We start from the raw sequence: 24,407 nt of genomic DNA on the forward strand, positions 1-24,407 counted from the left end.
GCAAAACCGTCGAAGGACGGTACTGGTTGGGGACGGGAGGGCGCGGGGTTTCGGCCCTTGCGGCCGGGGCCCTGCGCTCTCGCGGCCAACGCCCGGACTACGCAGTCAAGGCAACGGCGCCCCACGCGCTGCCACGTACAACGCGTACCACTCGTTGCGACTGAGCTGAACCTTCAGCGCATCGCCGCAGGCGCGGATGCGGTCCGCATTGGCCGAGCCGATGACCGGCTGGATGCGTGCCGGATGCTTCATCAGCCACGCCAGCAGGATGCCTTCGGTGCTGACGCCGTGTTCCTGCGCCAGCTTCTGGACCAGCACGCGGGCGGCTTCGTCGGCCGGGTCCTGCGCGGTCTCTCCGCTGAAGCGGCCGCGGGCCAGCGCGGCCCAGGCCTGCAGCTGGATGCCGTGCTGCTGGCAGTGTTCCAGCGTGCCGGTCCAGGCCAGCGCGCCGGGGCGTGCCGCGGCCTGGCGGTCGTTGAAGCAGGTGCCGGCGTCCAGTGGCTCCAGATGGCCGAGGCCGAGTTCCAGCTGGTTCACGACCAGCGGCTGATCCAGCGCACGGCCGAGCCAGGCCATCTGGCCGACGTTCATGTTGGACACGCCGAAGTGGCTCACCTTGCCCGCCGCGCGTAGGCGCTGGAAGGCCTCGGCGATCTCCTCGGGTTGCATCAGCGGATCCGGGCGATGCAGCAGCAGGATGTCCAGGCGTTCGGTGCCCAGGCGCTTGAGGCTGGCCTCCACGGCCTGGACGATGTAGCCGCCGGACAGGTCGTAGCGACCGGGGCCTTCCTCGTCGGCGAAGCGGATGCCGCACTTGCTCTGCAGCACGATGCGATCGCGCAGCGAGGGCTGACGGCGGAACAGCTCGCCGAAGACGGATTCGGCCTTGCCGCGGGTGTAGATGTCGGCGTGGTCGAACAGCGTGACGCCGATCTCCAGCGCGGCCTCGACGGCGGCCTGCGCATGGTCGACGTGGGCGGCGGTGAACGGGGAGTCGTCCCAGTGGCCGCCCAGGCCCATGCAGCCGTAGGCGAGCGGGCTGACGGTCGGGAGGTGCTGCTGCAGCGGAAGGGCGTGGCTCATGGTGGGCTTGCGCGTTCTGGAATGGGGAACGCGCCCGGGTGGGCGCGCGGTGCGGGATTGTGACGCGGCGCGCGGGCGCCGCGTTTCAAGGTGGTTACGTCGCCGGAAGGACGTCCACGCGCCAGGCGTTGCCGGCGCGCGAGACCTCCAGCCGCGAGTCGAAGCGCACGGCCAGGAAACGCTCGATGACGCCGAAGTTGGTGCGGCTGTGCTCGGTCAGTTCCGTGCAGGTATAGGCCGCCGGACGGCCGGAACCCGCGACCGCCAGCGCGAGCGGCAGCGCCAGCTGGTCCGCCAGGTGCGGGCCGACCGCGCCGGCGGAGAGCTCATACGCGCGCATCTCCTTGAAGACGGTTTGTGCGACCTCTTCCGCCGACAGGCCGCGTTCGCCGAAGGCGATGAAGACCTCCGTCAAGTGTTCATGCACCAGCGGCGTCATCAGCGCGTTGCCCGGCCCTTCGTTCTGTCGCGCCGTGCCGACGCGCAGCTGATGCTGATCCCAGCCCGTCAGGCGTTGCAGGGCTTCGAGCTCGCGTTCCGCGACGCCGCGCGGCAGCGCGGGCGCCAGCACCTCGGCGAAGGCGTCCAGCGGCTCGCCGCGCTCGAGCAGGTCGAACGGGCGCAGCCCCCGACGGCCGGCGTGATGACCGCCTCGATCTCGCCGCCGCCGGCGGGGTAGAAGCCGTGACGGCGCAGCGTCAGATCCAGCTTCGCCCCCGCACGGCGGATCAGCGGCGCGAAGGTGCGCTGCAGGAAATGGAAGGGCGGCGCCATCGGGTTGTGCGTCCCGCCGGACAGCTGCAGGCGGCTCGGTCCGTCGGCCAGCATCAGCGGCGGCAGCACCGTCTGCAGCACCAGCGTGCAGCTGCCCGCGGTGCCGACCGCGAAGCGGTAGTCGCCGGCATGCACCTGGCCGGGCCGGAACTCGAGCGCCTGCGAGCCCAGCTCCGCGCCCACCACCGTCGCGCCGCAGACCTCCTGCGCGGCGAGCACGCAGGTCAGGTGCTGGCGCATCAGGCCCGGCTTGGGGCGCTTCGCGCGGATGCGCTCGATGCGCAGCGGCGTGCCGGTGCACATCGCCAGCGCGAGCGCCGTGCGCAGGATCTGTCCGCCGCCTTCGCCGTGCGAGCCGTCCAGTTCAACCATGTTCTCCCTGATCTTCATTGCTTCTCGCGGGACCCGCGGCGATGCGCCGCGGGTCCGCGCCTTCTCTCTTGGTCTTCTGTTTTGTCTTTTGTTCGATCTTCTTCGAATCGGCCGTCGTCAACGTCGGCTTCAACGCGACGTCTGCAGCAGCCCGATTCCGGTCAACTCGAACGCCATCCGATGACGAAGCCAATGCGGCATCGTCGTCTCGCAGGCGTCCCACAAGGTGCGCAGCGTGGTGGCCTGAGGCTCCGGCGGCGGCGTCACGCCCGATCGCGTCGCGCGCAACCACTGCTGCAGCGCCGAGACGAGCTCGTCGCCGCGTTCGATCGGACTGCGAGTCTGGAAGAGCGTCAGCAGCGACTCCAGCTGGACCCACAGCCCCCAGTGCTGGAGGATCCGCAGCCCGCGATGGAAGGCGCTCCGTGTGCCATGTCCCAGCATCACCGGCCACAGCGTCCGCGGACCCGGCGCGCCTGCGCCGTTCGCGATCGCGTTGACCGCGACGCGCTGGACCACGGTGGATCCGTCGCGCAGGGCGGTGAGGATCCACTCGTCCTGCGCGTCGCCGGACGTCGTCGCGATCAGGTGCTGCAGCGCCAGCGCACGAACCCTGGCGACGGGCTTGTCGGCATCGATCCGCGCCATCAACGCTGCCGCGCGAGCGCTTCTTCCCGCGGGATCGACGGCGGCGAGGAACAGCAGCGCCGGAGCACCGCCTCGCGGTGCCTGCGATGGCGCCTGAAGCAGCGCCTCCGCCACCGCTCGTACCTCGTCGACGCCGCCGGACTTGCGCAGCTGCGCGATCGCGACGTCACGCACGCCCGTCGTGGCGTCGAGTGCCATCCGGACCGCGGCCGCCGCGCCGATCTCGGGCGCCTCGGCGCAGAGTCGGCGCAGCGCCTGTGCCCGCACGATCCCGTGCGGATTCGTGCAGGCGTTCAGCCACAGGGCCGGACGCGCCGCGGCGCTGCCGAGCAGATCGACCTGGCGCAGCGCCCACATGGCGTCGACGATGTCGGCGCTGCCCATGCGGGCAGTCAGCATGGCGGCACGCGCGGCCTCTCCGGTCGCCAGCCATTCGATGCCGACCAGCCACCGACGCACCGCCGGATCCGCAGGCGCCTGAGCGCCGACGAGCGCGCCCGCACGCGCGGGCTGGCCGAGGAAGCCGCCGATCGCCGACAACATCGGCCAATGGTCGTCCCGCTTGCCGCGCAGCAGGTGGATCATTGCCGGAAGCGCGGTCGGCCACGCGGACAGCAGGTCATCAGTCAGGTAGAGACTGACCGCCTCGCGCGCCGCGGCGCGCACGGCCGGTACCCAGTCGTTGAGGCGCACCAGCAGACCCGGCAACGCCTCGGGCGCCCGCAGGCGTCCGAGATTGCGGACCGCCACCTCGCGCTCAAAGCCGCTCGTCGAATCGAGATGCGCCATCCACGCGTGGGCGTCCCATGTCGAGGCGGGTTCTTCCCTCAGCCTCTCGAACCAATCCTTCCAGTTCATCTTTTTCTCCCTGACGGTACGACGCGCGTCGCCGTAGCCGCGCGCGCCGTCCGTTCGTCGCCGGCCGTCAGGCCGGTTTCATGTTCCTCATCCCTTCACGCACACCACCTGCTTGAGCGTGTGCACCACCTCCACCAGGTCCTGCTGGGCCGCCATGACCGCGTCGATGTCCTTGTAGGCCATCGGGATCTCGTCGATGACGTCGGCGTCCTTGCGGCACTCGACGCCCTCGGTGGCGGCGCGCTGGTCCTTCAGCGTGAAGCGGCGCTTGGCTTCCGTGCGGCTCATCGTGCGGCCGGCCCCGTGCGAGCAGCTCTCGAAGCTCTCCGGGTTTCCCTTGCCGCGCACGATGTAGCTGCGCGCGCCCATGCTGCCGGGGATGATCCCCATCTGGCCCTGCTTCGCGCTCACCGCACCCTTGCGGGTCACGAACACGTCCTGGCCGAAGTGGGTCTCCTTCTGCACGTAGTTGTGGTGGCAGTTCACCGCCTCGATGTGGCTCTCGAACTTCTTCCCGATCACCTTCTTCGCGGCGACGATCACGCGGCGCATCATCACCTCGCGATTGGTCTCCGCGAACTTCTGTGCCCAGCCCACCGCGCGCACGTAGTCGCCGAAGTACTTCGCGCCTTCCTCGAAGTACGCGAGGTTGGCATCGGGCAGGTTGGCCTGATGCTGCATCGCGTCCTTCTTCGCCAGCTCGATGAACATCGTGCCGATCGCGTTCCCGACACCGCGCGAACCCGAATGCAGCATGAACCACACGAAGCCCACTTCATCCAGGCAGACCTCGATGAAGTGGTTGCCCGTCCCGAGCGTGCCCAGGTGCTTGTGGTTGTTGGTGTTCTTCAGCTTCGGGTAGTCGCGGCAGATCTCGGCGAAATCGGGCTGCAGCTCCGCCCAGGCCGCGTCGACCATCTCGGGCGGGTTCTCCCACGCGCCGACGTCGCGGCCCTTGGGCGTGCGGCCGTGCGGCACGGCGGCCTCGATCGCGGAACGCAGCGGACCCAGGTTGTCCGGCAGGTCCTCGGCGCGCAGCGTGGTCTTGCAGGCCATCATCCCGCAGCCGATGTCGACGCCGACCGCGGCCGGGATGATCGCCTTCAGCGTCGGGATCACCGAGCCCACCGTCGCGCCGATGCCCAGGTGCACGTCGGGCATCGCCGCGATGTGCTTGAACACCACCGGCAGCTTCGCCGCGTTCATCAGCTGCTTGCGCGCTTCGTCCTCGACGGGCACGCCTTGCGTCCACATCTTCACCGGCACGCCGCCGGCGACTTCCATCTCGTTGTAGTTCTTCATGATTCGTTCCATTCAAAAGCGCGGTGACAAGGGATCGGCAAGACGTTGTCTGAGCTACCGGCTTGCGCCGGGCGGGATTCGGACCCGCGACCTCCGCGCCCCGAAGGGCCGGTGCTCTACCGATGTAGTCCTGCCTGCATTCACCGCAAAAACAGGGTGCTGGGACTCGACCGGGCAGTTGCCGCGGTGAGCGATGACAAGGGATGGTGAAACATGTTCCTGCTCTACCAGGCTGAGCTACGGTGTCCCGAAGGACCCCGGCGGGATTCGAACCCGCGACCAGGGCATTAAGAGTGCTGTAGTTCCACCGGCATTCATCGCTCGCCGCGGCAACCGCATCCGGTGCCGTCGACAGCCTTCATTCAATCATTCAATCATTCAATCTTTCACTGCGGATCCAGCGATACGCGTTCGATCTCGCGGACCCAGTGGCCGACCTCGGTCGCGCCGCCGGCGAACTCGCCGACCATGCGGAACACCGCATCCGAGAAGCCGCCGACGTTCATCACGTCCTGGCGCTCCACCGCCTGCGTCGAGGCGCCGGGCTGGATGTCGATGCACACCAGCTTCGCCGTCGGGCATCGGGCCTTGATCGCCTCCCACTGTGTCATGGTCTCGGTCGCGCCGTGACGGCGCGCGTCGATCCACGATTCGTTGTCGGACACGATCACGACCAGGTCCACCAGGGCCTGCTCCTTGTTGAGCAGCCGCAGCGGTGCGCTGACCGAGGTCCCGCCTCCGCCGACCGCCGCCAGCTTGGCCGCGTTGGTCATCACCGAATCGCGGGGATTCAGCTTGACCGACACGACGTCGCATTCGAACGGCATCACGCGGCAGTCCGGGTTTTTGCGGACCAGCGCCGCGGCCACCAGGGCGGCCACGTCGATGCATCGCACCACCGAGGTCGCCGAGCCGCGTCCGCCGGTCACCGCCGACGACATCGACCCCGACACGTCCGGGCAGACCACGACACGGCCCTCGACCGCCGGCACGTTGACCAGCGCGGCTTCCATCGCGTCCTGCAGCGCGTCGCGGATCTGCGACGGCACGTCAGACGCCGCATTGAACGCCGTCATCAGCTGGTACGGCAGCACGCGGGCCGAAGCCACGGCTTTCGGATCACGCAGCAGCGCGGCCAGTTGCGCGGTCATCCCCGGACGCTCGAACACGCCATGGCGAGCGAAAGCGTTCAGGTTCTGACGGACCATCTGCCACGAGCCCTGCGCCGCGATGCGCGCCCAGTGCGAGTCGTTCAGCGGCAGCGCCGTCAGCATCTGGAAGGGCACGGGCGGCAGGTCGTCCGCCGTCGCGCCTTCCGTCTTGCCGGACAGCAGCGCCCGCTTGAAGCGCTCGTAGGCCAGCGTCGCGGGCGGCAAGGCCGCTTCGTCGTACGGGCGGTCGATCAGCCACGCGAACCACGCCGCGCGCCAAGCTTCCGCCGGCTTGGGGTGGGCCATGCGGACCACGTCGGCCAACGTCGGCTCGGTGCCGATGGACGCCTGCAGCAGGCGCTGCTCGCTCGCGGTCACCAGCCATTGCTGCACCAGCTTCTTTGGACGCGATCCCAGCGACTTGCGGCCGGTCTGGCCCGATCGCAGGATCTGCACGAAGTTGCGCAGCATCTTGCCGTTGTCGACGACGCGGCCGAACACGGGCTGCAGCAGCGCGATGTCGCGTTGCGCCAGCACGGCGGCCAGCAGCGCGGGCATGTCCTTCATGTGACCGGACTGGCGGGCGTAGACCGCGGTCTTGGCCAGGAAGGCGGTGTCGACATCCTGAGCCAGGGCCAGCGCATCTTCCAGCTGGGATTGAGCGCCGGCGTAGAACGTCGACGTCATGCAGCCGGTCGCCGCCAGTTGCGCCAGGCGATGCCGGGTCTTGTAGCCGTAGGCCCGGGCGCCGGACTGGTTCACCGCGTCCGCGGCGGGCGGCAGCTTGCCGGGCGTCGTCTTGAAGAGTTGCGTGTTGACCATGTTGTCCTCCCTGTCGGATGTCGTTCGGCGTTGCCGTGTCGCTCTGATGCGGCGTTGCCGTGTTGTCTTGCCTTCTTCATTGCAACGCCCGTGCCAGGTCTTGCCCGGCTGGGCCAGGTCTTGTCCGGTTGTTCATCAAATCATTGATTTGAAAGGGAAAAGTTTTCTGATTGCAGAGAGGATGGCCGGAGATTGCCGCCCTCCATTCATCCACGACCTGCTCCGGGATTGGATGGTTGGCTAGATCGCTAGCGAAAAAGCTAGGGCGCCTCGGCCGCGCGGATAAACTGCGGCCCATGGCAAAGAAGAATGTGGTGATCGGCTACCTGGGGTCGCAGCTGGACAGCGGGCAGGGCGCCGGCCGGTGGGAGAAGTGGCGGCCGACGATCTCGCTGGTGTCGCAGCCGGACGTGGTCGTGCACCGGCTGGAACTCTTCCATGCGCCGCAACACCTGACCCTCGCGGAGCTGCTGCGGACCGACATCGCCAAGATCTCGCCGGAGACGGAGGTCCAGCTCATCCCGATGCCCCACGAGGACCCCTGGGACTTCGGCGAGGTCTACGCGACGCTCTACGACTGGGTGCGCGGCTACCGCTTCGACCCTGCACACGAGCAGTACTGGGCCCACATCACCACCGGCACGCACGTCGCGCAGATCTGCATGTTCCTGATGGTGGAGGCCCGCTTCATCCCGGGCGTGCTGCTGCAGACCTCGCCGCCGCGCAAGCAGCGCGAGGGCGATCCGGGCTCGATGACGCTGATCGACCTGGACCTGTCGCGCTACGACCGCATCGCGCAGCGCTTCGAGGCGGAGCAGCACGACGCCGTCGCCTTCCTGAAGAGCGGCATCGCGACGCGCAACCGCCGCTTCAACGCGCTGATCGAGGAGATCGAGCGCGTGGCCGTGCATTCGCGCGCGCCCCTCCTGCTGGCCGGGCCGACGGGCGCGGGCAAGTCCTTCCTGGCGCGCCGGATGTACGAGCTGAAGCAGACGCGGCATCAGTTGGAAGGCGCCTTCGTCGAGGTCAACTGCGCGACGCTGCGCGGCGACGGCGCGGCGTCGACGCTGTTCGGGCACAAGAAGGGCTCGTTCACCGGCGCGATGGCGGATCGCGCCGGCCTGCTGCGCACGGCGGACGGCGGGCTGCTGTTCCTGGACGAGATCGGCGAGCTGGGCCTGGACGAGCAGGCCATGCTGCTGAAGGCCATCGAGGAGAAGCGCTTCCTGCCCGTCGGCGCCGACCGCGAGGTGGCCAGCGACTTCCAGCTGATCGCCGGCACCAACCGCGACCTGCGCGCCGAGGTCGCGGCGGGGCGCTTCCGCGACGACCTGTTCGCGCGGATCAACCTGTGGACCTACAGCCTGCCGGGGCTGCGCGACCGGCCCGAGGACATCGAGCCCAACGTCGATCACCTGGTGCAGCAGGTCGGTCGCGAGAGCGGCCGCGCCGTGCGCTTCAACGCCGAGGCGAAGACGCGTTACCTGGGTTTCGCGCAGTCGCCGCGCGCGCCGTGGAGCGGCAACTTCCGCGACCTGTCGGCGTCGGTGACGCGGCTGGTGACGCTGGCCGAAGGCGGGCGCATCGGCACGCCGCTGGTCGAGGCCGAGATCGCGCGGCTCGAATGGCTGTGGGAGCGGGACACCGCCGGGTCCGGCCGGCCGGGCCAGGCCGGTGGCGCGGGCGGCGGCGAGGCGGGCGGCGAAGCCCTGCTGGCCGCGCTCTTCGATCCGCCGGTGCTGGAAGCGATGGACCTCTTCGACCGCCTGCAGCTCGCCGCCGTGCTGCGCGTGTGCGCGGCGGCCTCTTCGCTGTCGGAGGCGGGACGGCAGCTCTTCCATGCGAGCCGGCAGGCGCGCAGTGTCGTCAACGATGCGGACCGGCTGCGGAAGTACCTGCTGAAGTTCGGCCTGTCCTGGGATCGCGTCGTCGCGGTGCGATGAGCGGAGGTTCCGCCACGTCGCCACGCTTCCATGCCTTCACGCGATCCGCACCCGTCCCCCGTACGGCAGCCCGGATGCTTCTTCAGGACCGGTCACAATCGCCGTCTCCGCCGCCTATGACTTTCGACCGGTCCTCCTCCAGCGCCTGCGCCCCTCCCGCACCTGCGATGCCGAGACATCGTCGGGTGTCGGCGTGGCTGATCGCCGCGTTCTGCATGGTGGTCTCGGCATCCGGCGCCATGGCGACGACCGCAGCGTCCGCGCCCCTGGCGGCGAAGACCATGTCTGCATCGGCATCGGCATCGGCATCGGCATCGGCCGCCGACCTTGGCGCGATCGGCGACCTCTCCGATCCGATCCGCGCGGTCAGCCAGTACAAGATCGATCTCTGGCAGACCGAACAAGGCCTGCCGCTCAACACGGTCCAGGCGCTGCTCCAGTCCCGCGACGGCGGCCTGTGGATCGGCACCGCTGGCGGCCTGGCCCGCTTCGACGGCAAGCGTTTCGTGACCTTCGACGCCGCGCGGGCGCCGGACGTCGCCTCGCAACCGGTGTTCGCCCTGCTCGAGGATCGCCAGGGCCGGCTATGGATCGGCCATCCCAACGGCGTCACCGTCTACGAGCATGGGCGCTTCTCGACGGCCATCACCAAGGCGCAGGTGAGCCGCCGCAGGATCTGGTCCCTGGTCGAGGACAAGACCGGCGCGATCTGGGCCGCGGGCGATGGCGGCCTGGTCCGATGGAAGGACGGGGCGGTCAAGGTCTTCGGCGCGGCGGACGGCCTGCCCGCCGCGCGGCTCCGCAGCGCCGCCTTCGATACCGCCGGCACGCTCTGGATCGGCACCACCGGCGCCGGCCTGCTCGCGATGACGCCGGACGGCAAGTTCAAGACCTTCGATCCGGCCGCGGGCTTTCCGCATGCGCAGGTCCGCTTCGTGATGGCCGACCCGGCCGGCGGCGTCTGGGCCGCGACGGCGGGCGGCGGACTCGTCCGCATGCGGGGCGTGGACCAGCCGGAGATGCGCGTCTACACGACCGCCGACGGCCTGCCCAGCGATCACCTGACCGCGCTGACCCGCGACGTCCGCGGCGACCTGTGGATCGGGAGCTGGGGCGCCGGCGTCAGCCGTCTGCGCGACGGGCGCTTCAGCACGATCTCGACCGGCCACGGTCCTGGCCCGGGCACCGGGTTGGCCGGCAACCAGATCTGGTCCCTGATGGCCGACCGCGAAGGCAGCGTCTGGGTCGGCACCTGGGTCGACGGGCTGAACCGGCTGCGCAACCGCGCATTCACCGTGCTCGGCACGCCCGAGGGCCTCAGCCATGACAATGTCCGCTCGGTCGTCGCCGCGCGCGACGGCGCGATCTGGGCCGCGACCTCCGGCGGCGGGATCAACCGGCTGAAGGACGGCCGCATCACGACGCTGCGCCAGGCCGACGGCCTGCCCACCGACGAGGTCTCGACGCTGCACGAGGCGCGCGACGGCACGCTCTGGATCGGCACCTACACGGCCGGTGTCGCGCGCCGGCGGCCGGACGGCCACATCGACACCTTCGGCGCCGACAGCGGCTTGCCCGGCGTCGAGATCCGCGCCATCTACGAAGACCGCGCCGGCACGGTGTGGGTCGGCACGCGCTCGGCGCTGGCGCGGTTCAACGGCCAGGGCTTCGACGTCGTGAAGGCACCCGGCCTGCCCACCGAAGGCGTCGCGGCGATCCTGCAGGACCGCGCGGGCGCCCTCTGGTTCGGCACCACCGGGCAGGGCCTGGTGCGCTGGCGCGACGGCAAGGCCCGGCAGTTCACGACGGCCGACGGCCTGGTGTCCGACTGGGTCATCGCACTGAAGGAAGACGCCCGCGGCGAACTCTGGATCGGCACGAACGGCGAAGGCATCAACCGGATCAAGGAGGGCCGCGTCGGCGCGATCAAGCCGGCGGACGGGCTGTGGGACGGGTTGTCGCAGGTCTTCCTGGAGGACCGGTCCGGACACTTCTGGATGACCTGCGACCGCGGCTTCTACCGCGTCGCGCGCGACGACCTCGACGCCTTCCTCGACGGCGGACTCAAGCAGGTGCGGTCGGTCGGTTTCGGGCCCGGCGACACGCTGCGCGCGACCAGCTTCGCCGGCAACCTGCAGGCCGCCGGCGCGATCGACGCCCGGGGTCGCGTCTGGCTGCCGTCCTCGGCGGGCCTGGTGGTGCTCGATCCCGAGCATCTGCCCGGTGGCGGCGAACCGCCGACGGTGCGCATCGAGCAGATCAAGGTCGACGGCGAAACCCTGGCGCTCGACGGCCAGCCGCTGGTGCTGCCGCCGGGGCCGGTGGCGCTGTCGGTCAGCCTCGCCGCGTCGACGCTGCGCGAGGCGGATCGCGTGCGCTTCCGCTTCTGGATGGAAGGCTTGTCGCGCGGCTGGACCGATGTCGGCAACGACCGCGAGCTGACCTTCCCCGCGCTCTCCCACGGCCAGTACAAGCTGCGCCTGGCGGTGTCCGGCGACGGCCAGCGCTGGCGCGAATCGGACACCCCGCTGCCGATCACCGTGCAGCCGCGCTTCCATGAGACCGGCTGGTTCCACTTCCTCGTCGCGGTCGGTGCGATCGGGTTCTTTGCCGGCGCGGTGATGTTCCGGATACGCCAGCTGCGCGAACGCCACATCGAGATGGAGCGACTGGTGGCCCAGCGCACCGAGGAGCTCCGGCAGGCCAACGAGCATCTGAAGCAGCTCTCCTTCCTGGATGCGGTCACCGGCCTGCCCAACCGTCGCCGCTTCAACGAGGCGGCCGACGAGGAATGGCGCCGCGCGCGCCGCACGGGTACCTCGCTCGCGCTGGTGCTCGCCGATGTCGACGCGTTCAAGCGCTACAACGACCAGATGGGCCACCTCAAGGGCGACGAGTGCCTGGGCGCGGTGGGCGCGGTGCTCGGCGCCTCGATCGGCCGGGCCGGCGATCTGGCGGCGCGCTACGGCGGCGAGGAGTTCGTCGTCCTGCTGCCGGGCGCCGACCGCGAGGCGGCGCTCAAGGTCGCCGAGTCCGTCCGTTCGGGCATCGAATCGCTCGCCATGCCGCATCCGACCTCGCCGGCGGGGCCGGTCGTGACCATCAGCCTCGGCGTCGCCGCCTGCGTGCCCAGCGACACCTGCACGCTGGAGAACCTCATCGCCCAGGCGGACGAGGCGCTCTACGCCGCCAAGCGCGAAGGGCGCAACCAGGTGCGCTGACGCCCGCGCCTTCACAGGGATTTCATTCCCTGGGGACGGACGCGGGTGTACAACAGGGGCTCCGCGTCACCCGTGTCCGTGCGCGCCCCCTTCGCGCCCGTCGACCCGGCATTCCAGCGTCCGTCCGACCGTTGCCGACCATGACGACCTCGCAGACCGTCCGCCAGCACAGGGGCCGCACCTACGTCCTCGATACCCACGGGCCGGGCGCCGGACCGTGGCGAGGGCGATTCGTCGTCAAGGGCGAGGAGGACGGCCGTCCCGGCGTCACCGCCTGGCACGAGCTGGACGATGAATTCCCTTCCGCCGACGAGGCCGTCGCCCACGCCGATCGCGTGGCGTGTCAATACATCGCCACCTTCGCCCAGCAGGCATGACTCCCCGTGGCCCCGCTTTGGGCGCACCGCGTCGTTGCAAATCCTCGCCATAGCTGGGCTATGGCTCCGGTTTGCGCCTAGCGGTGCATCCCAAATCGGGGCCACGGGGAGCCATGCCTTGGGTGGCAGTAGCAGGTAGCCCCATACCTTGTGTGGCAGTAGCAGGTAAAGCTGTCCGGTCCGTTTTTTGCCCCGCCGAGGTCCGACCGTTCGGCCTCAGGGAGAAAAAACATGCCAACGTTGTCCAACTTCAATATCGGCACGCGGCTGGCCGCCGCATTTGCCGTCGTCATCGCCTTGCTGCTGCTCGTGCTGGCCGTGGCCGTCTCGGTGCTGAACCGCACCAGCGGCACGATGGACCGGGTGGTGGAGGACCGTTATGCGCAGATCGCCGTCAGCGACGACATCAAGAATGTCGGCGACCAGGGCGTGATCGTGATCGGCCGCCTGCTGATGGCCACCGACCCCGCGCAGGCCAAGCGCTACATGGACGACTACGCCGCCGTCCGCGCCGCCAACACCGAGAACTTCGCGAAGTTCGAGAAGATGCTCAACACCGACGAGGCGAAGGCGATCTTTGCCGAGCAGTCGGAGGCCCGCAAGGTCTACGGCGCCGCGGTGCGCAAGCTCTTCGACCTCGTGGCCGCCGGTCAGCGCGAGCAGGCGATGGCCGTCTACCAGGGCGACATGGCGCAGTCGCAGGTCCGCTACTACGCGCTGATCGACAAGATGGTCGACTACCAGGCCAAGGCCATGGCGAACGACGTCGTCAGCGCCAAGGAGGACGCGCGGCGGTCCAAGCTGTGGATGACGCTGGTGGCCGCGATCGCCGTGGTGCTGGGCGTCGTGACGGCGATCAGCATCACGCGCTCCATCACGCAGCGCATCCACGGCGCGATCCAGCTGGCCGAGGACGTCGCCAAGGGCGACCTCACGCTGCGACCGTTGCCGCAGAGCACCGACGAGATCGGGCGCCTCATCGGCGCGCTGCAGCACATGGTGCGCAGCCTGCATCGCATCGTCTCCGAGGTCCGGCAGGGCGCGGACACCATCTCCGCCGCGGCGAAGGAAGTCGCGCAGGGCAACGCCGATCTCTCGGCGCGCACCGAGGCGCAGGCCAGCGCGCTGCAGCAGACCGCCTCCGCCATGGAGCAGCTGACCGCAGCGGTCCGCATGAGCGCCGACAACGCGGATCAGGCGAATGCCAGCGCCGCCTCGGCGTCGGAAGTCGCCGGCGCCGGCGGCAAGGCCGTGGGCGAGGTCGTCGCCACGATGAGCGCCATCTCCGCGTCCTCGCAGCGCATCGGCGAGATCATCGGCACGATCGACGGCATCGCGTTCCAGACCAACATCCTGGCGTTGAACGCGGCGGTCGAGGCCGCGCGCGCCGGCGAGCACGGACGCGGTTTCGCCGTGGTGGCCTCGGAGGTCCGGGCGCTGGCGCAGCGGTCGGCCGGCGCGGCCAAGGAGATCAAGTCGTTGATCGTCCAGTCGACCGAACAGGTCGACGCCGGCGGTCGGCTGGTCGAGCAGGCGGGCGCGACGATGACCCAGGTCGTCTCCGGCATCCAGCGCGTCAGCGGTGTCGTCGCCGAGATCAGCGCCTCCAGCCGCGAGCAGAGCATGGGCATCGAGCAGGTCAATGCGGCCATCATCCAGATGGACGACACCACGCAGAAGAACGCCGCGATGGTCGAGCAGAGCACCGCGTCGGCCAAGGCGTTGCAGGACGAGGCGGCGCATCTGAACAACGCGGTGCGGGCCTTCGTACTTTGACGGCCGCTGGCCCTCACCCCACCCTCTCCCGCTTGCGGGAGAGGGTGTCATTCCCTCGGTCCGGTGCTTCTCCCGCAAGCGCGAGAGCGTTGGAAGGGATCCGGTGGGACTCCCTCTCCCGCAAGCGGGAGAGGGCGGGGGTGAGGGCTGCGGTCTTCGCCACTCACCAGGGAGTTTCAAATGAACGATCGCATCCACGACGGCGCGCCTGCGGGCGAGTCGTCCACGCGCTGGCGGCCCGAAGTGCTCGCCTTCATCGAGGCGCATCGCCGCGACGGTCATCGCAGCGCGCGGCTGGATCCGCTGGGCCTGTCACGCCCGGCCGATCCGACGCTGCTCGATCCGCAGCGCTTCGGGCTGAACCCCGGCGACTGGCTGTCGCCGCGGGGCACGCCACTGTGGAGCGCCCGCACCGTCGGCGATCTCGACCGCGCGCTGAAGGCGATCTACTGCGGCGGGCTGGCGCTCGATGCCAGCGCGGTGCGCGACGCGTCGCGGCGGGACTGGCTCCACCACGCGATGGAGTCCGCGCCACCCGGGGCGGGTGGCGCCGCCGAGCGCCTCGCGCTGCTCGACCGCCTGATCCGCGCGCAGGGCTGGGAGCAGCATGTCGCGCAGGCCTTCCCGCATGCGAAGCGCTTCTCGCTCGAAGGCAACGAGACGCTGATCCCGCTGCTGGACGCCCTCTGCGAGGCAGCAGCCGGCCACGGCGTGCGGCGCGTGTTCCTCGGCATGCCGCACCGCGGCCGCGTCAACGTGCTGGTCAACCTGATGGGCTTCCCGCCCGCGCGCGTGCTGGACTTCTTCGATCCGAAGTCGCCGCATCCCGAGCTGCACACCGACCTCATCTACCACCTCGGCGGCGAGCGCGAGCTCGACACGCCGCAGGGCCGCCTGACGCTGACGCTGGCGCACAACCCCTCGCACCTGCAGAGCGTGCATCCCGTGCTCACCGGCCTGGCGCGCGCCTGCCAGGACGCGCTCGGCCGCGAGCGCGCGGACCAGGACGGGCGCCGGCTCGTGCTGCCGCTGATGCTGCACGGCGACGCGGCCTTCGCCGGGCAGGGCGTCGTGATGGAGACGCTGATGCTCGGCGGCAAGCCCGGCTACACCGTCGGCGGCACGGTGCACGTGATCATCAACAACCAGGTCGGCTTCACCGAGCCGAACCCGATGAGCGCCTGGCCGGCGCAGTACTGCACCGACGTCACGCGCATGGTCGACGCCCCGGTCCTGCGCGTGAACGCCGACGAACCCGAGCAGGCGCTGCGTGCCGCGGCGATCGCGCTCGACTGGCGCGCGCGCTTCGGCTCCGACATCGTCATCGACCTGATCGGCTACCGCCGCCTCGGCCACTCCGAGAGCGACGTCCCCGCGCTCACGCGGCCGCGCATCCACGCGCTGATGCAGACGCATCCGACGATCGTCGACCGGTATGCCGACGCGTTGCGCGCCGACCGCGTCCTGCCGCCGGGCACCGACATGGCCTCGCACGTCACGCGCAGCGGCGTGCGCGCGCACCAGGCGTTCTCCGATCCGCGGATCCCCGAGGCGGACGACGCGCCATCGCCGCTGCGCCGCCCGGGCGAGGTGCCGCCCCTGGACCTCGCCGGACTCCAGGCCCTCGTCGATCCGATGACGCGGCTGCCGGACGGCTTCGAGCCGCACGCCATGGTGCGCACGCTCACCGACCACTGGCGGCGGATGGCGGCCCTGGCCGATCCGCCGCTGCGCGCCGACTGGTGCTTCGCCGAGAACCTCGCCTACGCGACGATCCTGCAAGGCGGACTCAACGTGCGCATCTCCGGCATGGATGTGAGGCGGGGCACCTTCCTGCATCGCCAGGCGGTGTGGACCTCGCAGACCACCGCGTCGACCGGCCCGTCGGGCGAGGGCGTCCCGACCGAGTTCGTCCCGCTGAGGCAGATCGGCGGCGGCAATCGCGACCACGGCCCTGACGCGGAGCGCGGCGGAGCGCGCGGCGAGGCGCCACGCGCGGGTCCCGGCGACCCCTCGCGCGGGCGCTTCGACATCTTCAACTCGCCGCTGTCCGAGGAGGCGGTGCTGGGTTTCGAGTACGGCTACAGCGTCGGCGCGCAGCGCACGCTGACGGTGTGGGAGGCGCAGTTCGGCGACTTCGTCAACGGCGCGCAGGTCTTCGTCGACCAGTACATCAGCTCCGGCGAAGAGAAGTGGGGCGACACCTCCTCGCTGGTGATGCTGCTGCCGCACGGCAACGAGGGCATCGGCCCCGATCATTCGAGCGGCTACCTGAGCCGGTTCCTGCAGCTGTGCGGCGAGGACAACCTGCGCGTGGCCTGCCCGTCCACGGCGGCGCAGTGGTTCCACCTGCTGCGCCGGCAGGCCTTCGACACCTTGCGCAAGCCGCTGGTCGTGATGTCGCCCAAGGGCACGCTGTATCACGAGAAGGCCTCGCACGCGGAGATCGCGGACCTGACGACCGGCGGTTTCCAACCGGTCATCGACGATGCCGCGGTCGAGCGTCCGGCGCAGATCGAGCGCCTGCTGCTGTGCAGCGGCAAGGTGCATCACGACCTCGAACGCGGACGGCGGTCGGTGGCGCGCGCGGATCTGGCGCTCGCCCGCATCGAGCAGTTCTATCCCTTCCCGGCGGAGGAACTGACGGCGCTCTTCGCCCGATACCCGGGCCTGGTCGAGATCACCTGGGTGCAGGAAGAGCACCGACAGCAGGGCGCCTGGACCTTCATCCGCGAGCAGATGGACGCGGTCTTGCCGCAGCATGTGCCACTGCGCTGCGTGGCCCGCCGTGCGAACGGATCCGGCGCGACCTCCTCTCACGCCATCCACCAGTTGGAGCAGGTGGAACTGGTCGCACGTGCGCTCGGTGAAATCTGAGCCCACCCGCAGTCAGAAAGTCCCAAGGCCCGAGGGCAACGGGTGCCGGTGGGGCCGGAATGCCGCTGGGGGTTCCCGGAGGGATGCCCCCTGCGGCGTGGAGTGCCCGCGCCAGGCCTGACGGGGTTGGGCGCTCTCCCTTACTGCCCCAGCGAATCCGTCCTTCGCCTGCTCGAGGCGCTCCCCCGTCCTTGCGCCTGGGGCCGCCCGAGCTGGAGGATCTCGATCGCGTGACAAGCCGCCTCGGTGGCGTAGGAGAGCGCTTCGTTCTCCGTCGCCCAGGCCGACTCCGAGATCGGATGGACGACGTCCAGGCCTTGGGCCGGCGCCAGCTCATCCCCGAAGGCGTCGTTGGCGGCGGTGGCGGCGGTGTTGACCGGCTGGAGGCCGTGGTCGGTCGCGTCGCTGCGGCGCCTTCCGGCATCGAGCAGCTGGTAGCTGCCGGTGAAGGCCCCGCCGGGGGCGGGCATCGATTCGACGCGGTAGCTCACGCCGCGGTACTGTCCATCGCGTTGCATGCGGGTTCTCCCTGGTCTGCGGTGTTGCGAAAGCGGCAATTCCCACGCCCGGCGGGGCGGCACTATGTCGCGCCGATGAAGGACGCGCGCGCGATCCGGCGGACGGCACCGGTGTCATGACGGACGGCGTCCGACTCGGCTTTCCAGTTGTGACAACATCCACGACTTCAGCCCTGATTTCGACTGCCGATCTTGGATGCCCTGCTCGCCCGCCTGACGTCGACCGTCCCCGTCGCCCGCAACCTGGAACAGCTGACCCGCCCGCTGCTGGACATGCTGGGCTCGGTCACCGGTCTGGAGTCGACCTACCTCACCACCATCGACCTGCGCGCCGGGGAGCAGCACGTGCTGCTGGCCCGGAACGCCGGGACGATGACCATCCCGGAAGGCCTGACGGTCGCCTGGTCGGACACGCTGTGCAAGCGCGCGCTCGATGCCGGCCGCATGGCCACCAGCGACGTGGCGGCCTGCTGGGGCGACTCCGACGCTGCGCGTCAACTGGGCATCCAGACCTACGTCAGCGCCCCGGTGCGTGACGACGGCGGCGAGCTGCTGGGCACGCTGTGCGCGGCCAGCGCGGAGCGACGCGCGGTCAGTCCCGAGGCGCAGTCGCTGCTGCGGCTGTTCTCGACGCTGGTGAGCCAGTTCCTGCAGCGCGAGCGGCTGGTGGCCGACCTCCGCGCCGCCAACGAGCAGCTGGCGACCTATGCGCTGACCGATGCGTTGACCGGATTGCCGAACCGCCGCGCGCTGTTCGACGAACTCCAGCGCGAGCTGCAGCGCGCCACGCGCGACGGCACCTGCGTGCTGCTGGGCTGCATCGACCTCGACGGTTTCAAGTCGGTCAACGATCAACTGGGCCACCATCGCGGCGACCTGTTCCTGCGCGAGATCGCGCAACGCCTGTCGCTGGAGCTGCGAGGCTCCGACATGCTGGCGCGCGTGGGCGGCGATGAATTCGTCGTCGTCGGCCCGGGCGTGACCCTGGCCGGCCTGCCGCGCTCGCGGGGACCGCTGGTGGAACGCGACGAGCCGGCGCAGGCCGCGCGCACGCTCGAACAGCGCGCCGCGCTCGCGAGCGTCGGCCGCTTCGACCTCGACGGTCATGCGCTGCAGTACGCGGGCGCGAGCGTCGGCGTGGTGGCGCTCGATCCGGCGGGCCTCACCGTCGAGCAGGCGCTGCATCTGGCCGACCAGCGCATGTACGAGGTCAAGCGCGCGCGCCGCCGCACCGTCCTCATGCCGGCGATGCTGGCCCAGGCCGCCGACTGATCCGGCGGCGCCTGCGCTGGGCCCCGATCAGCGCGGGCGCGCCAGCAGGAGCTTCTCGATCAGCAGGTCGACGTCCACCGGCTTGGCCAGGTGCTCGTCGAAACCGGCGGCGATCGCCGCGTCCCGGTCCTGCAGCGTGGCCAGCCCCGTCAGCGCCACCGCATACAGCGGGGTCGCGGTGCCGAGCGCGCGTTCCCGCGCGCGCAGCCGCCGCACCAGCGAATAACCGTCCGCGCCGGGCATCGCCACGTCGCTGACGAGCGCCTGCGGCGGATGCTCGGACGCCGCCGCGACCTGCTCCCATCCCTGCTCGACCGAGCCCGCGGCGCGGACTTCGGCACCGGCCAGTTCCAGCAGATGCCGCAGCGCGTCCAGCGCGTGCGGGTCGTCATCGACCAGCAGCACGCGCAGGCCGCCCAGGTTGGCCTCGGCGCCGTGGCGCGGCGCCGTCTCGGGCGTGTCCGAGACCAGCTCGACGGCCGGGAAGCGCACCGTCAGGCGCGTGCCGCGGCCTTCGCCGTCGCTGTGCGCCGTGACCGTGCCGCCGTGCGCCAGCACCAGGTGGCGCACGATGGACAGCCCCAGGCCGAGGCCGCCGTACTCGCGCGTGCGGCTGATGTCGGCCTGCGTGAAGCGGTCGAACAGCCGCGGTAGCAGCTCCACCGCGACGCCGATGCCGTTGTCCACGACGGCCAACTCCACCGTCGGTCCGATGCGGCTCAGCGACACCGTGATCCGCCCGTCCCGCGGCGTGAATTTCAGGGCGTTGCCGACGAGGTTGGCGACGATCTGCTGCATCCGGCGCTGGTCGCCCTGGATGCGATGCGGCTGCTGGAGGCCGGTGCCGTTCAGCGTCAGGCCCTTGGCCTCGGCCGCCGGCTGCAGGCTGTCGAGCACGGTGCGCACGCAGGCCGAAAGATCCAGAGGCCGCATCTCCAGCGTCAGGTGGCCGGACGCGATGCGCGACACGTCCAGCAGGTCGTCGATCAGCTGCGCCTGCGCCTGGCAGTGCTTGAGGATGGTGGCGATGGCCCGCGTCGCGGTCGCCTCGCCGAGCGTGCCGCGTTCCTGCGACTGCTTCAGCACCGAGGCCCAGCCCGAGATCACGTTCAGCGGTGCGCGCAGCTCGTGCGAGACCATGCCGAGGAAGTCGTCCTTGGCGGTGTTGGCGCGTTCCGCGTCGTCGCGCGCATGCTGCGCCGATTCCAGCGCGCAGCGCAGCTCATGGATGTCCTGGAAGGCGATCACCGCGCCGTCGATGCGCTCGTCCGCGGTGCGGTAGGCCCGCACGTTGATGAGCCACCAGCGGCCCTCGGTGTCCTGGTGTTCATGCTCCACCGGGGCCAGGCCTTGCACGGCGGCCTGCACCAGCTGCTCCAGCTGGCCCACCGCGAAGCGCGAGGTCACGTTCACCACCGGTTGCCCGATCGCCTGGCCCAGCGCCGCGGGATCGAGGCCGAAGAGCTGCGCCACCTGCGGCGACGCATGCCGCAGCCGCAGCTGGCGATCCAGCACGACCACCGGCAGCGGGATGCCCTCGACCAGGTTGCTGAGGTCGTCGTTGGCGAGGTCCAGTTCGTCGTTGCGCGACTTGAGCTCCTCGTTCAGCGAGAGCAGCTCCTGGTTGGCCGATTCGAGCTCCTGCTTCGCGCTCTGCAGCTCCTCGTTGGCGCTCTGCAGTTCCTCGTTGGTGCTGAGCATCTCCTCGTTGGCGGTGCGCAGTTCCTCGTTGGCCGATTCGAACTCGACGACCAGCGTGCGCAGCTGCGCCTGGGTGGCCTCGAGCTCGTCGGACAGCGTGGTGACGGTGCGTTCGAGTTCGTCGACGCGCGCACGGGCGCCGCTGGGGGAGAACGGCGGCGTGGACAGCGCCGAGGTCACGTCCGCGACCGGTTCGTCGGGCTCGAGCGCGAAGGTCACGAGGAAATGCTGCAGCGCCTCGCCCGCCTCCAGCGGCAGGACCTCCAGCACGTAGCGCCGGTCATTGAAGGCGACGCGCTCGCGGCGCACCGGCTGTCCGGTGCGCTTGGCCTCGACCAGCGCGGTGCGCACGGGCACGTTGAGCGCCGCGTTCAGCAGGCGCGGCAGCGCGAGCGTGGCCTCGCCGCTGGCCGGCGCGATGAAGGCGGAGACGTCGCCGCGGAACTGCACCACGTCGCCGCCCTGGCTGACGACGAAGCCGGGCGGCACGTAGCGCGCGAGCGCGATGCGGTTGGCGGCCTCGCTGACCAGGTCCGGCGGCGGCGCCTGCGGCACGCGCGGCGCGTCGCCGTCGCTGACCCAGGGGCGCAGCGCGTCGATCGGGAACAGCGGCCGGTGGCGGCGCGAGTTCGGCAGCTTGCGGTACAGGTGCGGCGCGCCGGCGTGCTCGAAGCCGTCGGCGACCGAGGCCGCCTCCGCGCGTCCCAGCAGCATGAAGCCGTCGTTGCGGCAGGCGTAGTGCAGCACCTCGAAGACATGCTGCTGCGCTTCCTTGCGCAGGTAGATCAGCATGTTGCGGCAGCTGATCAGCCCCATGCCGGAGAACGGCGCATGCGTCAGCAGGTTGTGCCGCGCGAACACGCACATCTCGCGCAGGTCCTTGGCCACGAGGTACCCGCCGGAGCTCGGCACGAAGGCGGTGTCGCGGAAAGGCTGCGGCACGTTCTCCAGCGCGGCGGCGGAGTAGCGGCCGGCGCGGGCGGTCTCGATCGAGGCCTCGTTCAGGTCGGTGCCGAAGATCTGCACGCGGCGGTTGATGCCCTCGGCGTTCATCGCCTCCTTGAGCAGCATGGCGATCGTGTAGACCTCCTCGCCGCTGGAGCAGGCTGGCACCCAGATGCGGATCGGGTCGTGGCGCAGCGCCAGCAGCTTGGGCAGCACGACCTGGCGCAGCACGTTGACGAACTCCGCGTCGCGGAAGAACGCGGTGACGCCGATCAGCACGTCGTCGCGCAGCGCGGCCGCCTCGTAGGGATCGGTGCGCAGGAACTGCAGGTAGGCGCCGACGTCGCGGTCCTTCTGCAGCAGTACGCGCCGCAGGAAGCGGCGGCGCAGGTTGACGTCCTTGACGTAGCCGAGGTTGACGCCGGCCTTCTGCTGGACGATCGCCAGCGCGGTCTCGAGCGCGTCGACGTCCTGCGCCACGCCGGCGGAGCCGGGCAGGTCGCTCTCGTGGTGCGGCTGGCCGAAGCGGCGCAGCAGCGCGGCGGGGATGTCCTCGGGCGGCAGGACCTCGTCGACCAGCCCGGTGTTGATCGCCGCGACCGGCATGCCGTCGTGCGCGGCGGTGTTGGGGGCCTGGGCGAGCACGAAGCCGCCGGTCGCCTTCAGGTCGACGAGGCCGGCCGCGCCGTCCTGCCCGGTACCCGACAGGATGACGACCGCGCCGTCGAGGTCCGGGTCCTGCGCCAGCGAGGCGAGGAAGGCGTCGATCGGCAAATGCAGGCCGGGCACGCGGCGGGTGAGTCGGAAGTGGCCGTCCAACGCCATCACGCCGCAGTTCTCCGGCAGCACATAGACGTGGCCGTGCTGGACCTTGGTGAGGTGCTCGAGGCGTTCCACCGGCAGCGCCGTGCGGTCACGCAGGACCTCGGGCAGCTTGGTTTCCTCGTTGGGGTCGAGGTGGGTGATCACCAGGACCGCGAAGCCCGGTTCGTTCGGTAGCGCACCAAGCACGGTGCCGAGCGCATCGATGCTGCCCGCCGATCCGCCGAGCACCACCACCCGCAAGGGTTGTCGCTCCTCAGTGTCCACCCGCTATCCCGTTGTATTGATTGGAAAACTGCGGCGCAGTCTACCCCTGTCGCCTGGCCGCTCCGGCAACCGCGGCGCCCGGCACTCAGCGCAGGTAGGACTTCAGCAGGACCGCGACGGCGTCGGTCTCGGCGGCACGCTGTTCCGGGCTCAGGCCGGGGGCGCCGACGTGCTCGCGCAGATGGCCCTCCAGCACCTCCGCCATCAGGCCGTTGACCGCGCCGCGGATGGCCGCGATCTGCTGCAGGATGGCCATGCAGTCCCCTTCCTGGTCGACGGCGCGCTCCAGCGCCGCCGCCTGCCCCTGGATGCGTCGGATGCGCGTGAGCAGCCTCTTCCGGCCGGTGATCGTGTGTGCCATGAGGGGGATTCTAGCGACGCGACGATGTCGGCTTCTATACTGGGGGAGTATCCATCCGCCGGTTGAATCCGGTCCCGCCCCATGTCCTCCTCGATCCCGACTTCGCCCTGGCAGCACACGCACGTCTTCGACGAGGGCAACCCGCTCGCGGCCCGCAACACGCGCTGGGCCGTGCTGCTGACGGCGTTGATGATGGTGGCGGAGATCGCCGGCGGCTACGTCTTCAATTCGATGGCGCTGCTGGCCGACGGCTGGCACATGAGTTCGCACGCGGTGGCGCTGGGCGTGTCGCTGCTGGCCTACGGCGCCGCGCGGCGCTGGGCGAAGGACGGGCGCTTCGCCTTCGGCACCTGGAAGATCGAGATCCTCGGCGGCTACAGCAGCGCGCTGCTGCTGATCGGTGTCGCGGGACTGATGCTGTGGCAGTCGGTCGAGCGCTTGATCGCGCCGACGCCGATCCACTATGACGAGGCAATCGCGGTCGCGGCGGTTGGCCTGCTGGTGAACCTCGCCTGCGCATGGCTGCTGCGCGGGGAGCCCCACCATCATGGGCATGACCACGGTCACGGTCACGGTCACGGCCATGGGACCGGACACGATCACGGTCACGGGCATTCGCACGATCGCGACGGCGGGCAGGGGCACGACGGCCACGGCCACGACGACCTGAACCTCCGCGCCGCCTACCTGCATGTGCTGGCCGATGCCGCGACCTCGGTGCTGGCGATCGTGGCGCTGCTGGGCGGCCGGCTGTGGGGCGCGGACTGGCTCGACCCCGTGATGGGGATCGCGGGCGCGGTGCTGGTGGCCGTGTGGGCGCGCGGGCTGCTGCGCGACACCGGCCGCGTGCTGCTGGACGCGGAGATGGACGCGCCGGTCGTTGAGGAGATCCGCGAGGTCATCGCCGCCGTGCCGTGGCCCGCGGCGATCGCCGACCTGCATGTGTGGCGCGTCGGACGCGCGCAGTACGCCTGCATCGTCTCGCTGGTCACCGACAGTCCCGATGCCCGACCGGACGAGGTGCGGCGGATGCTGGCCATCCACGAGGAACTTGTTCACGTCACCGTCGAGATCAACCGCCCCGATCGGGCGACTGTCTGATCCGCGCCGCGGACCTCGGCGGACGCCCTGCGGCGCGCCGCCACAATCGCGGCCCATGAAAACCAACTACCTCCTCGCCGCCATCCTCGTCAGCAGCCTGATCGGCGCCTTCGTGGCCAACCGGTCGATGAAGACCGCCTGCGCGGTGGTCTCCGGCGCGATTGCGCTGTATGCCTTGCTGCGTCAGGTGATCTGATCAGTTCCATCAGATTGAAA

At 70.3% G+C, this 24,407-nt stretch carries 16 protein-coding genes and 1 pseudogene; 8 read left to right on the forward strand and 9 right to left on the reverse strand.

All coding sequences use genetic code 11. The features are described from left to right. Nucleotides 1–105: 105 nt before the first annotated feature. From ACQ859_RS06250 to ACQ859_RS06270, 5 genes and pseudogenes are all read right to left on the reverse strand, one after another. Entirely contained in the window at nucleotides 106–1,083 is a 978-nt protein-coding gene (locus tag ACQ859_RS06250) for an aldo/keto reductase (RefSeq protein ID WP_431265041.1), read from the reverse strand. Between the two features lie 94 nt (nucleotides 1,084–1,177). Next, nucleotides 1,178–2,229 (reverse strand): annotated as a pseudogene (gene rtcA / locus ACQ859_RS06255) (RNA 3'-terminal phosphate cyclase). Between the two features lie 129 nt (nucleotides 2,230–2,358). Beyond that, nucleotides 2,359–3,735, reverse strand: a complete 1,377-nt coding sequence (locus ACQ859_RS06260) for a hypothetical protein (protein ID WP_431265042.1) — start codon at nucleotides 3,733–3,735, stop codon at nucleotides 2,359–2,361. Between the two features lie 87 nt (nucleotides 3,736–3,822). After that, on the reverse strand, nucleotides 3,823–5,037 hold the full coding sequence (locus tag ACQ859_RS06265) for an RtcB family protein (protein WP_431265043.1): 1,215 nt from the start codon (nucleotides 5,035–5,037) through the stop codon (nucleotides 3,823–3,825). 386 nt (nucleotides 5,038–5,423) lie between these two features. After that, complete coding sequence (locus tag ACQ859_RS06270) at nucleotides 5,424–7,010, reverse strand: vWA domain-containing protein (protein WP_431265044.1); 1,587 nt, start codon at nucleotides 7,008–7,010, stop codon at nucleotides 5,424–5,426. Nucleotides 7,011–7,306: 296 nt separating this feature from the next. Here ACQ859_RS06270 and rtcR point away from each other — a divergent pair, with 296 nt between their 5' ends. Further along, on the forward strand, nucleotides 7,307–8,953 hold the full coding sequence (gene rtcR / locus ACQ859_RS06275) for an RNA repair transcriptional activator RtcR (protein ID WP_431265045.1): 1,647 nt from the start codon (nucleotides 7,307–7,309) through the stop codon (nucleotides 8,951–8,953). A gap of 82 nt (nucleotides 8,954–9,035) precedes the next feature. Here the strand turns inward: rtcR and ACQ859_RS06280 are convergent, their stop codons facing one another. Further along, complete coding sequence (locus tag ACQ859_RS06280; RefSeq protein ID WP_431265046.1) at nucleotides 9,036–9,236, reverse strand: hypothetical protein; 201 nt, start codon at nucleotides 9,234–9,236, stop codon at nucleotides 9,036–9,038. Here ACQ859_RS06280 and ACQ859_RS06285 point away from each other — a divergent pair. From ACQ859_RS06285 to ACQ859_RS06300, 4 genes are all read left to right on the forward strand, one after another. Continuing rightward, on the forward strand, nucleotides 9,235–12,174 hold the full coding sequence (locus ACQ859_RS06285; RefSeq protein ID WP_431265047.1) for a two-component regulator propeller domain-containing protein: 2,940 nt from the start codon (nucleotides 9,235–9,237) through the stop codon (nucleotides 12,172–12,174). The two genes, ACQ859_RS06280 and ACQ859_RS06285, sit on opposite strands and share 2 nt — an antisense overlap. Before the next feature lie 140 nt (nucleotides 12,175–12,314). Continuing rightward, nucleotides 12,315–12,551, forward strand: a complete 237-nt coding sequence (locus tag ACQ859_RS06290; RefSeq protein WP_431265048.1) for a hypothetical protein — start codon at nucleotides 12,315–12,317, stop codon at nucleotides 12,549–12,551. 231 nt (nucleotides 12,552–12,782) lie between these two features. Next, nucleotides 12,783–14,327, forward strand: coding sequence for a methyl-accepting chemotaxis protein (locus tag ACQ859_RS06295; protein ID WP_431265049.1), 1,545 nt, complete (start codon nucleotides 12,783–12,785; stop codon nucleotides 14,325–14,327). A 180-nt stretch (nucleotides 14,328–14,507) separates the two neighbouring features. Beyond that, nucleotides 14,508–17,204, forward strand: a complete 2,697-nt coding sequence (locus ACQ859_RS06300) for a thiamine pyrophosphate-dependent enzyme (protein ID WP_431265050.1) — start codon at nucleotides 14,508–14,510, stop codon at nucleotides 17,202–17,204. Nucleotides 17,205–17,344: 140 nt separating this feature from the next. Here the strand turns inward: ACQ859_RS06300 and ACQ859_RS06305 are convergent, their stop codons facing one another. Then, on the reverse strand, nucleotides 17,345–17,722 hold the full coding sequence (locus tag ACQ859_RS06305; protein ID WP_431265051.1) for a hypothetical protein: 378 nt from the start codon (nucleotides 17,720–17,722) through the stop codon (nucleotides 17,345–17,347). Between the two features lie 192 nt (nucleotides 17,723–17,914). Between ACQ859_RS06305 and ACQ859_RS06310 the strand changes: the two genes are divergently transcribed. Then, nucleotides 17,915–18,994: a GGDEF domain-containing protein gene (locus tag ACQ859_RS06310; protein ID WP_431265052.1), complete on the forward strand. Its 1,080-nt coding sequence runs from the start codon at nucleotides 17,915–17,917 to the stop codon at nucleotides 18,992–18,994. Between the two features lie 27 nt (nucleotides 18,995–19,021). Here ACQ859_RS06310 and ACQ859_RS06315 read toward each other — a convergent pair whose 3' ends face one another. Both ACQ859_RS06315 and ACQ859_RS06320 read right to left on the reverse strand, forming a co-directional pair. Further along, entirely contained in the window at nucleotides 19,022–22,729 is a 3,708-nt protein-coding gene (locus tag ACQ859_RS06315; RefSeq protein ID WP_431265053.1) for a CheR family methyltransferase, read from the reverse strand. A gap of 85 nt (nucleotides 22,730–22,814) precedes the next feature. Further along, the gene (locus ACQ859_RS06320; protein WP_431265054.1) at nucleotides 22,815–23,090 is read right to left on the reverse strand and encodes a metal/formaldehyde-sensitive transcriptional repressor; all 276 of its coding nucleotides are present in this window, start codon (nucleotides 23,088–23,090) and stop codon (nucleotides 22,815–22,817) included. 81 nt (nucleotides 23,091–23,171) lie between these two features. Between ACQ859_RS06320 and dmeF the strand changes: the two genes are divergently transcribed. Beyond that, nucleotides 23,172–24,191, forward strand: coding sequence for a CDF family Co(II)/Ni(II) efflux transporter DmeF (gene dmeF / locus ACQ859_RS06325; RefSeq protein ID WP_431265055.1), 1,020 nt, complete (start codon nucleotides 23,172–23,174; stop codon nucleotides 24,189–24,191). A 55-nt stretch (nucleotides 24,192–24,246) separates the two neighbouring features. Next, nucleotides 24,247–24,387, forward strand: a complete 141-nt coding sequence (locus ACQ859_RS06330) for a hypothetical protein (RefSeq protein ID WP_157522617.1) — start codon at nucleotides 24,247–24,249, stop codon at nucleotides 24,385–24,387. Nucleotides 24,388–24,407: the final 20 nt, after the last annotated feature.

Source organism: Roseateles chitinivorans, from assembly GCF_050632235.1.
GTDB classification, from domain to species: Bacteria; Pseudomonadota; Gammaproteobacteria; order Burkholderiales; family Burkholderiaceae_C; genus Roseateles; species Roseateles chitinivorans_A.

Coding starts and splice junctions, on each gene's coding strand:
- ACQ859_RS06250 (WP_431265041.1), bottom strand. CDS start 1,083: ATGAGCCACGCCCTTCCGCTGCAGCAGCACCTCCCGACCGTCAGCCCG.
- ACQ859_RS06260 (WP_431265042.1), bottom strand. CDS start 3,735: ATGAACTGGAAGGATTGGTTCGAGAGGCTGAGGGAAGAACCCGCCTCG.
- ACQ859_RS06265 (WP_431265043.1), bottom strand. CDS start 5,037: ATGAAGAACTACAACGAGATGGAAGTCGCCGGCGGCGTGCCGGTGAAG.
- ACQ859_RS06270 (WP_431265044.1), bottom strand. CDS start 7,010: ATGGTCAACACGCAACTCTTCAAGACGACGCCCGGCAAGCTGCCGCCC.
- rtcR (WP_431265045.1), top strand. CDS start 7,307: ATGGCAAAGAAGAATGTGGTGATCGGCTACCTGGGGTCGCAGCTGGAC.
- ACQ859_RS06285 (WP_431265047.1), top strand. CDS start 9,235: ATGTCTGCATCGGCATCGGCATCGGCATCGGCATCGGCCGCCGACCTT.
- ACQ859_RS06280 (WP_431265046.1), bottom strand. CDS start 9,236: ATGGTCTTCGCCGCCAGGGGCGCGGACGCTGCGGTCGTCGCCATGGCG.
- ACQ859_RS06290 (WP_431265048.1), top strand. CDS start 12,315: ATGACGACCTCGCAGACCGTCCGCCAGCACAGGGGCCGCACCTACGTC.
- ACQ859_RS06295 (WP_431265049.1), top strand. CDS start 12,783: ATGCCAACGTTGTCCAACTTCAATATCGGCACGCGGCTGGCCGCCGCA.
- ACQ859_RS06300 (WP_431265050.1), top strand. CDS start 14,508: ATGAACGATCGCATCCACGACGGCGCGCCTGCGGGCGAGTCGTCCACG.
- ACQ859_RS06305 (WP_431265051.1), bottom strand. CDS start 17,722: ATGCAACGCGATGGACAGTACCGCGGCGTGAGCTACCGCGTCGAATCG.
- ACQ859_RS06320 (WP_431265054.1), bottom strand. CDS start 23,090: ATGGCACACACGATCACCGGCCGGAAGAGGCTGCTCACGCGCATCCGA.
- dmeF (WP_431265055.1), top strand. CDS start 23,172: ATGTCCTCCTCGATCCCGACTTCGCCCTGGCAGCACACGCACGTCTTC.
- ACQ859_RS06330 (WP_157522617.1), top strand. CDS start 24,247: ATGAAAACCAACTACCTCCTCGCCGCCATCCTCGTCAGCAGCCTGATC.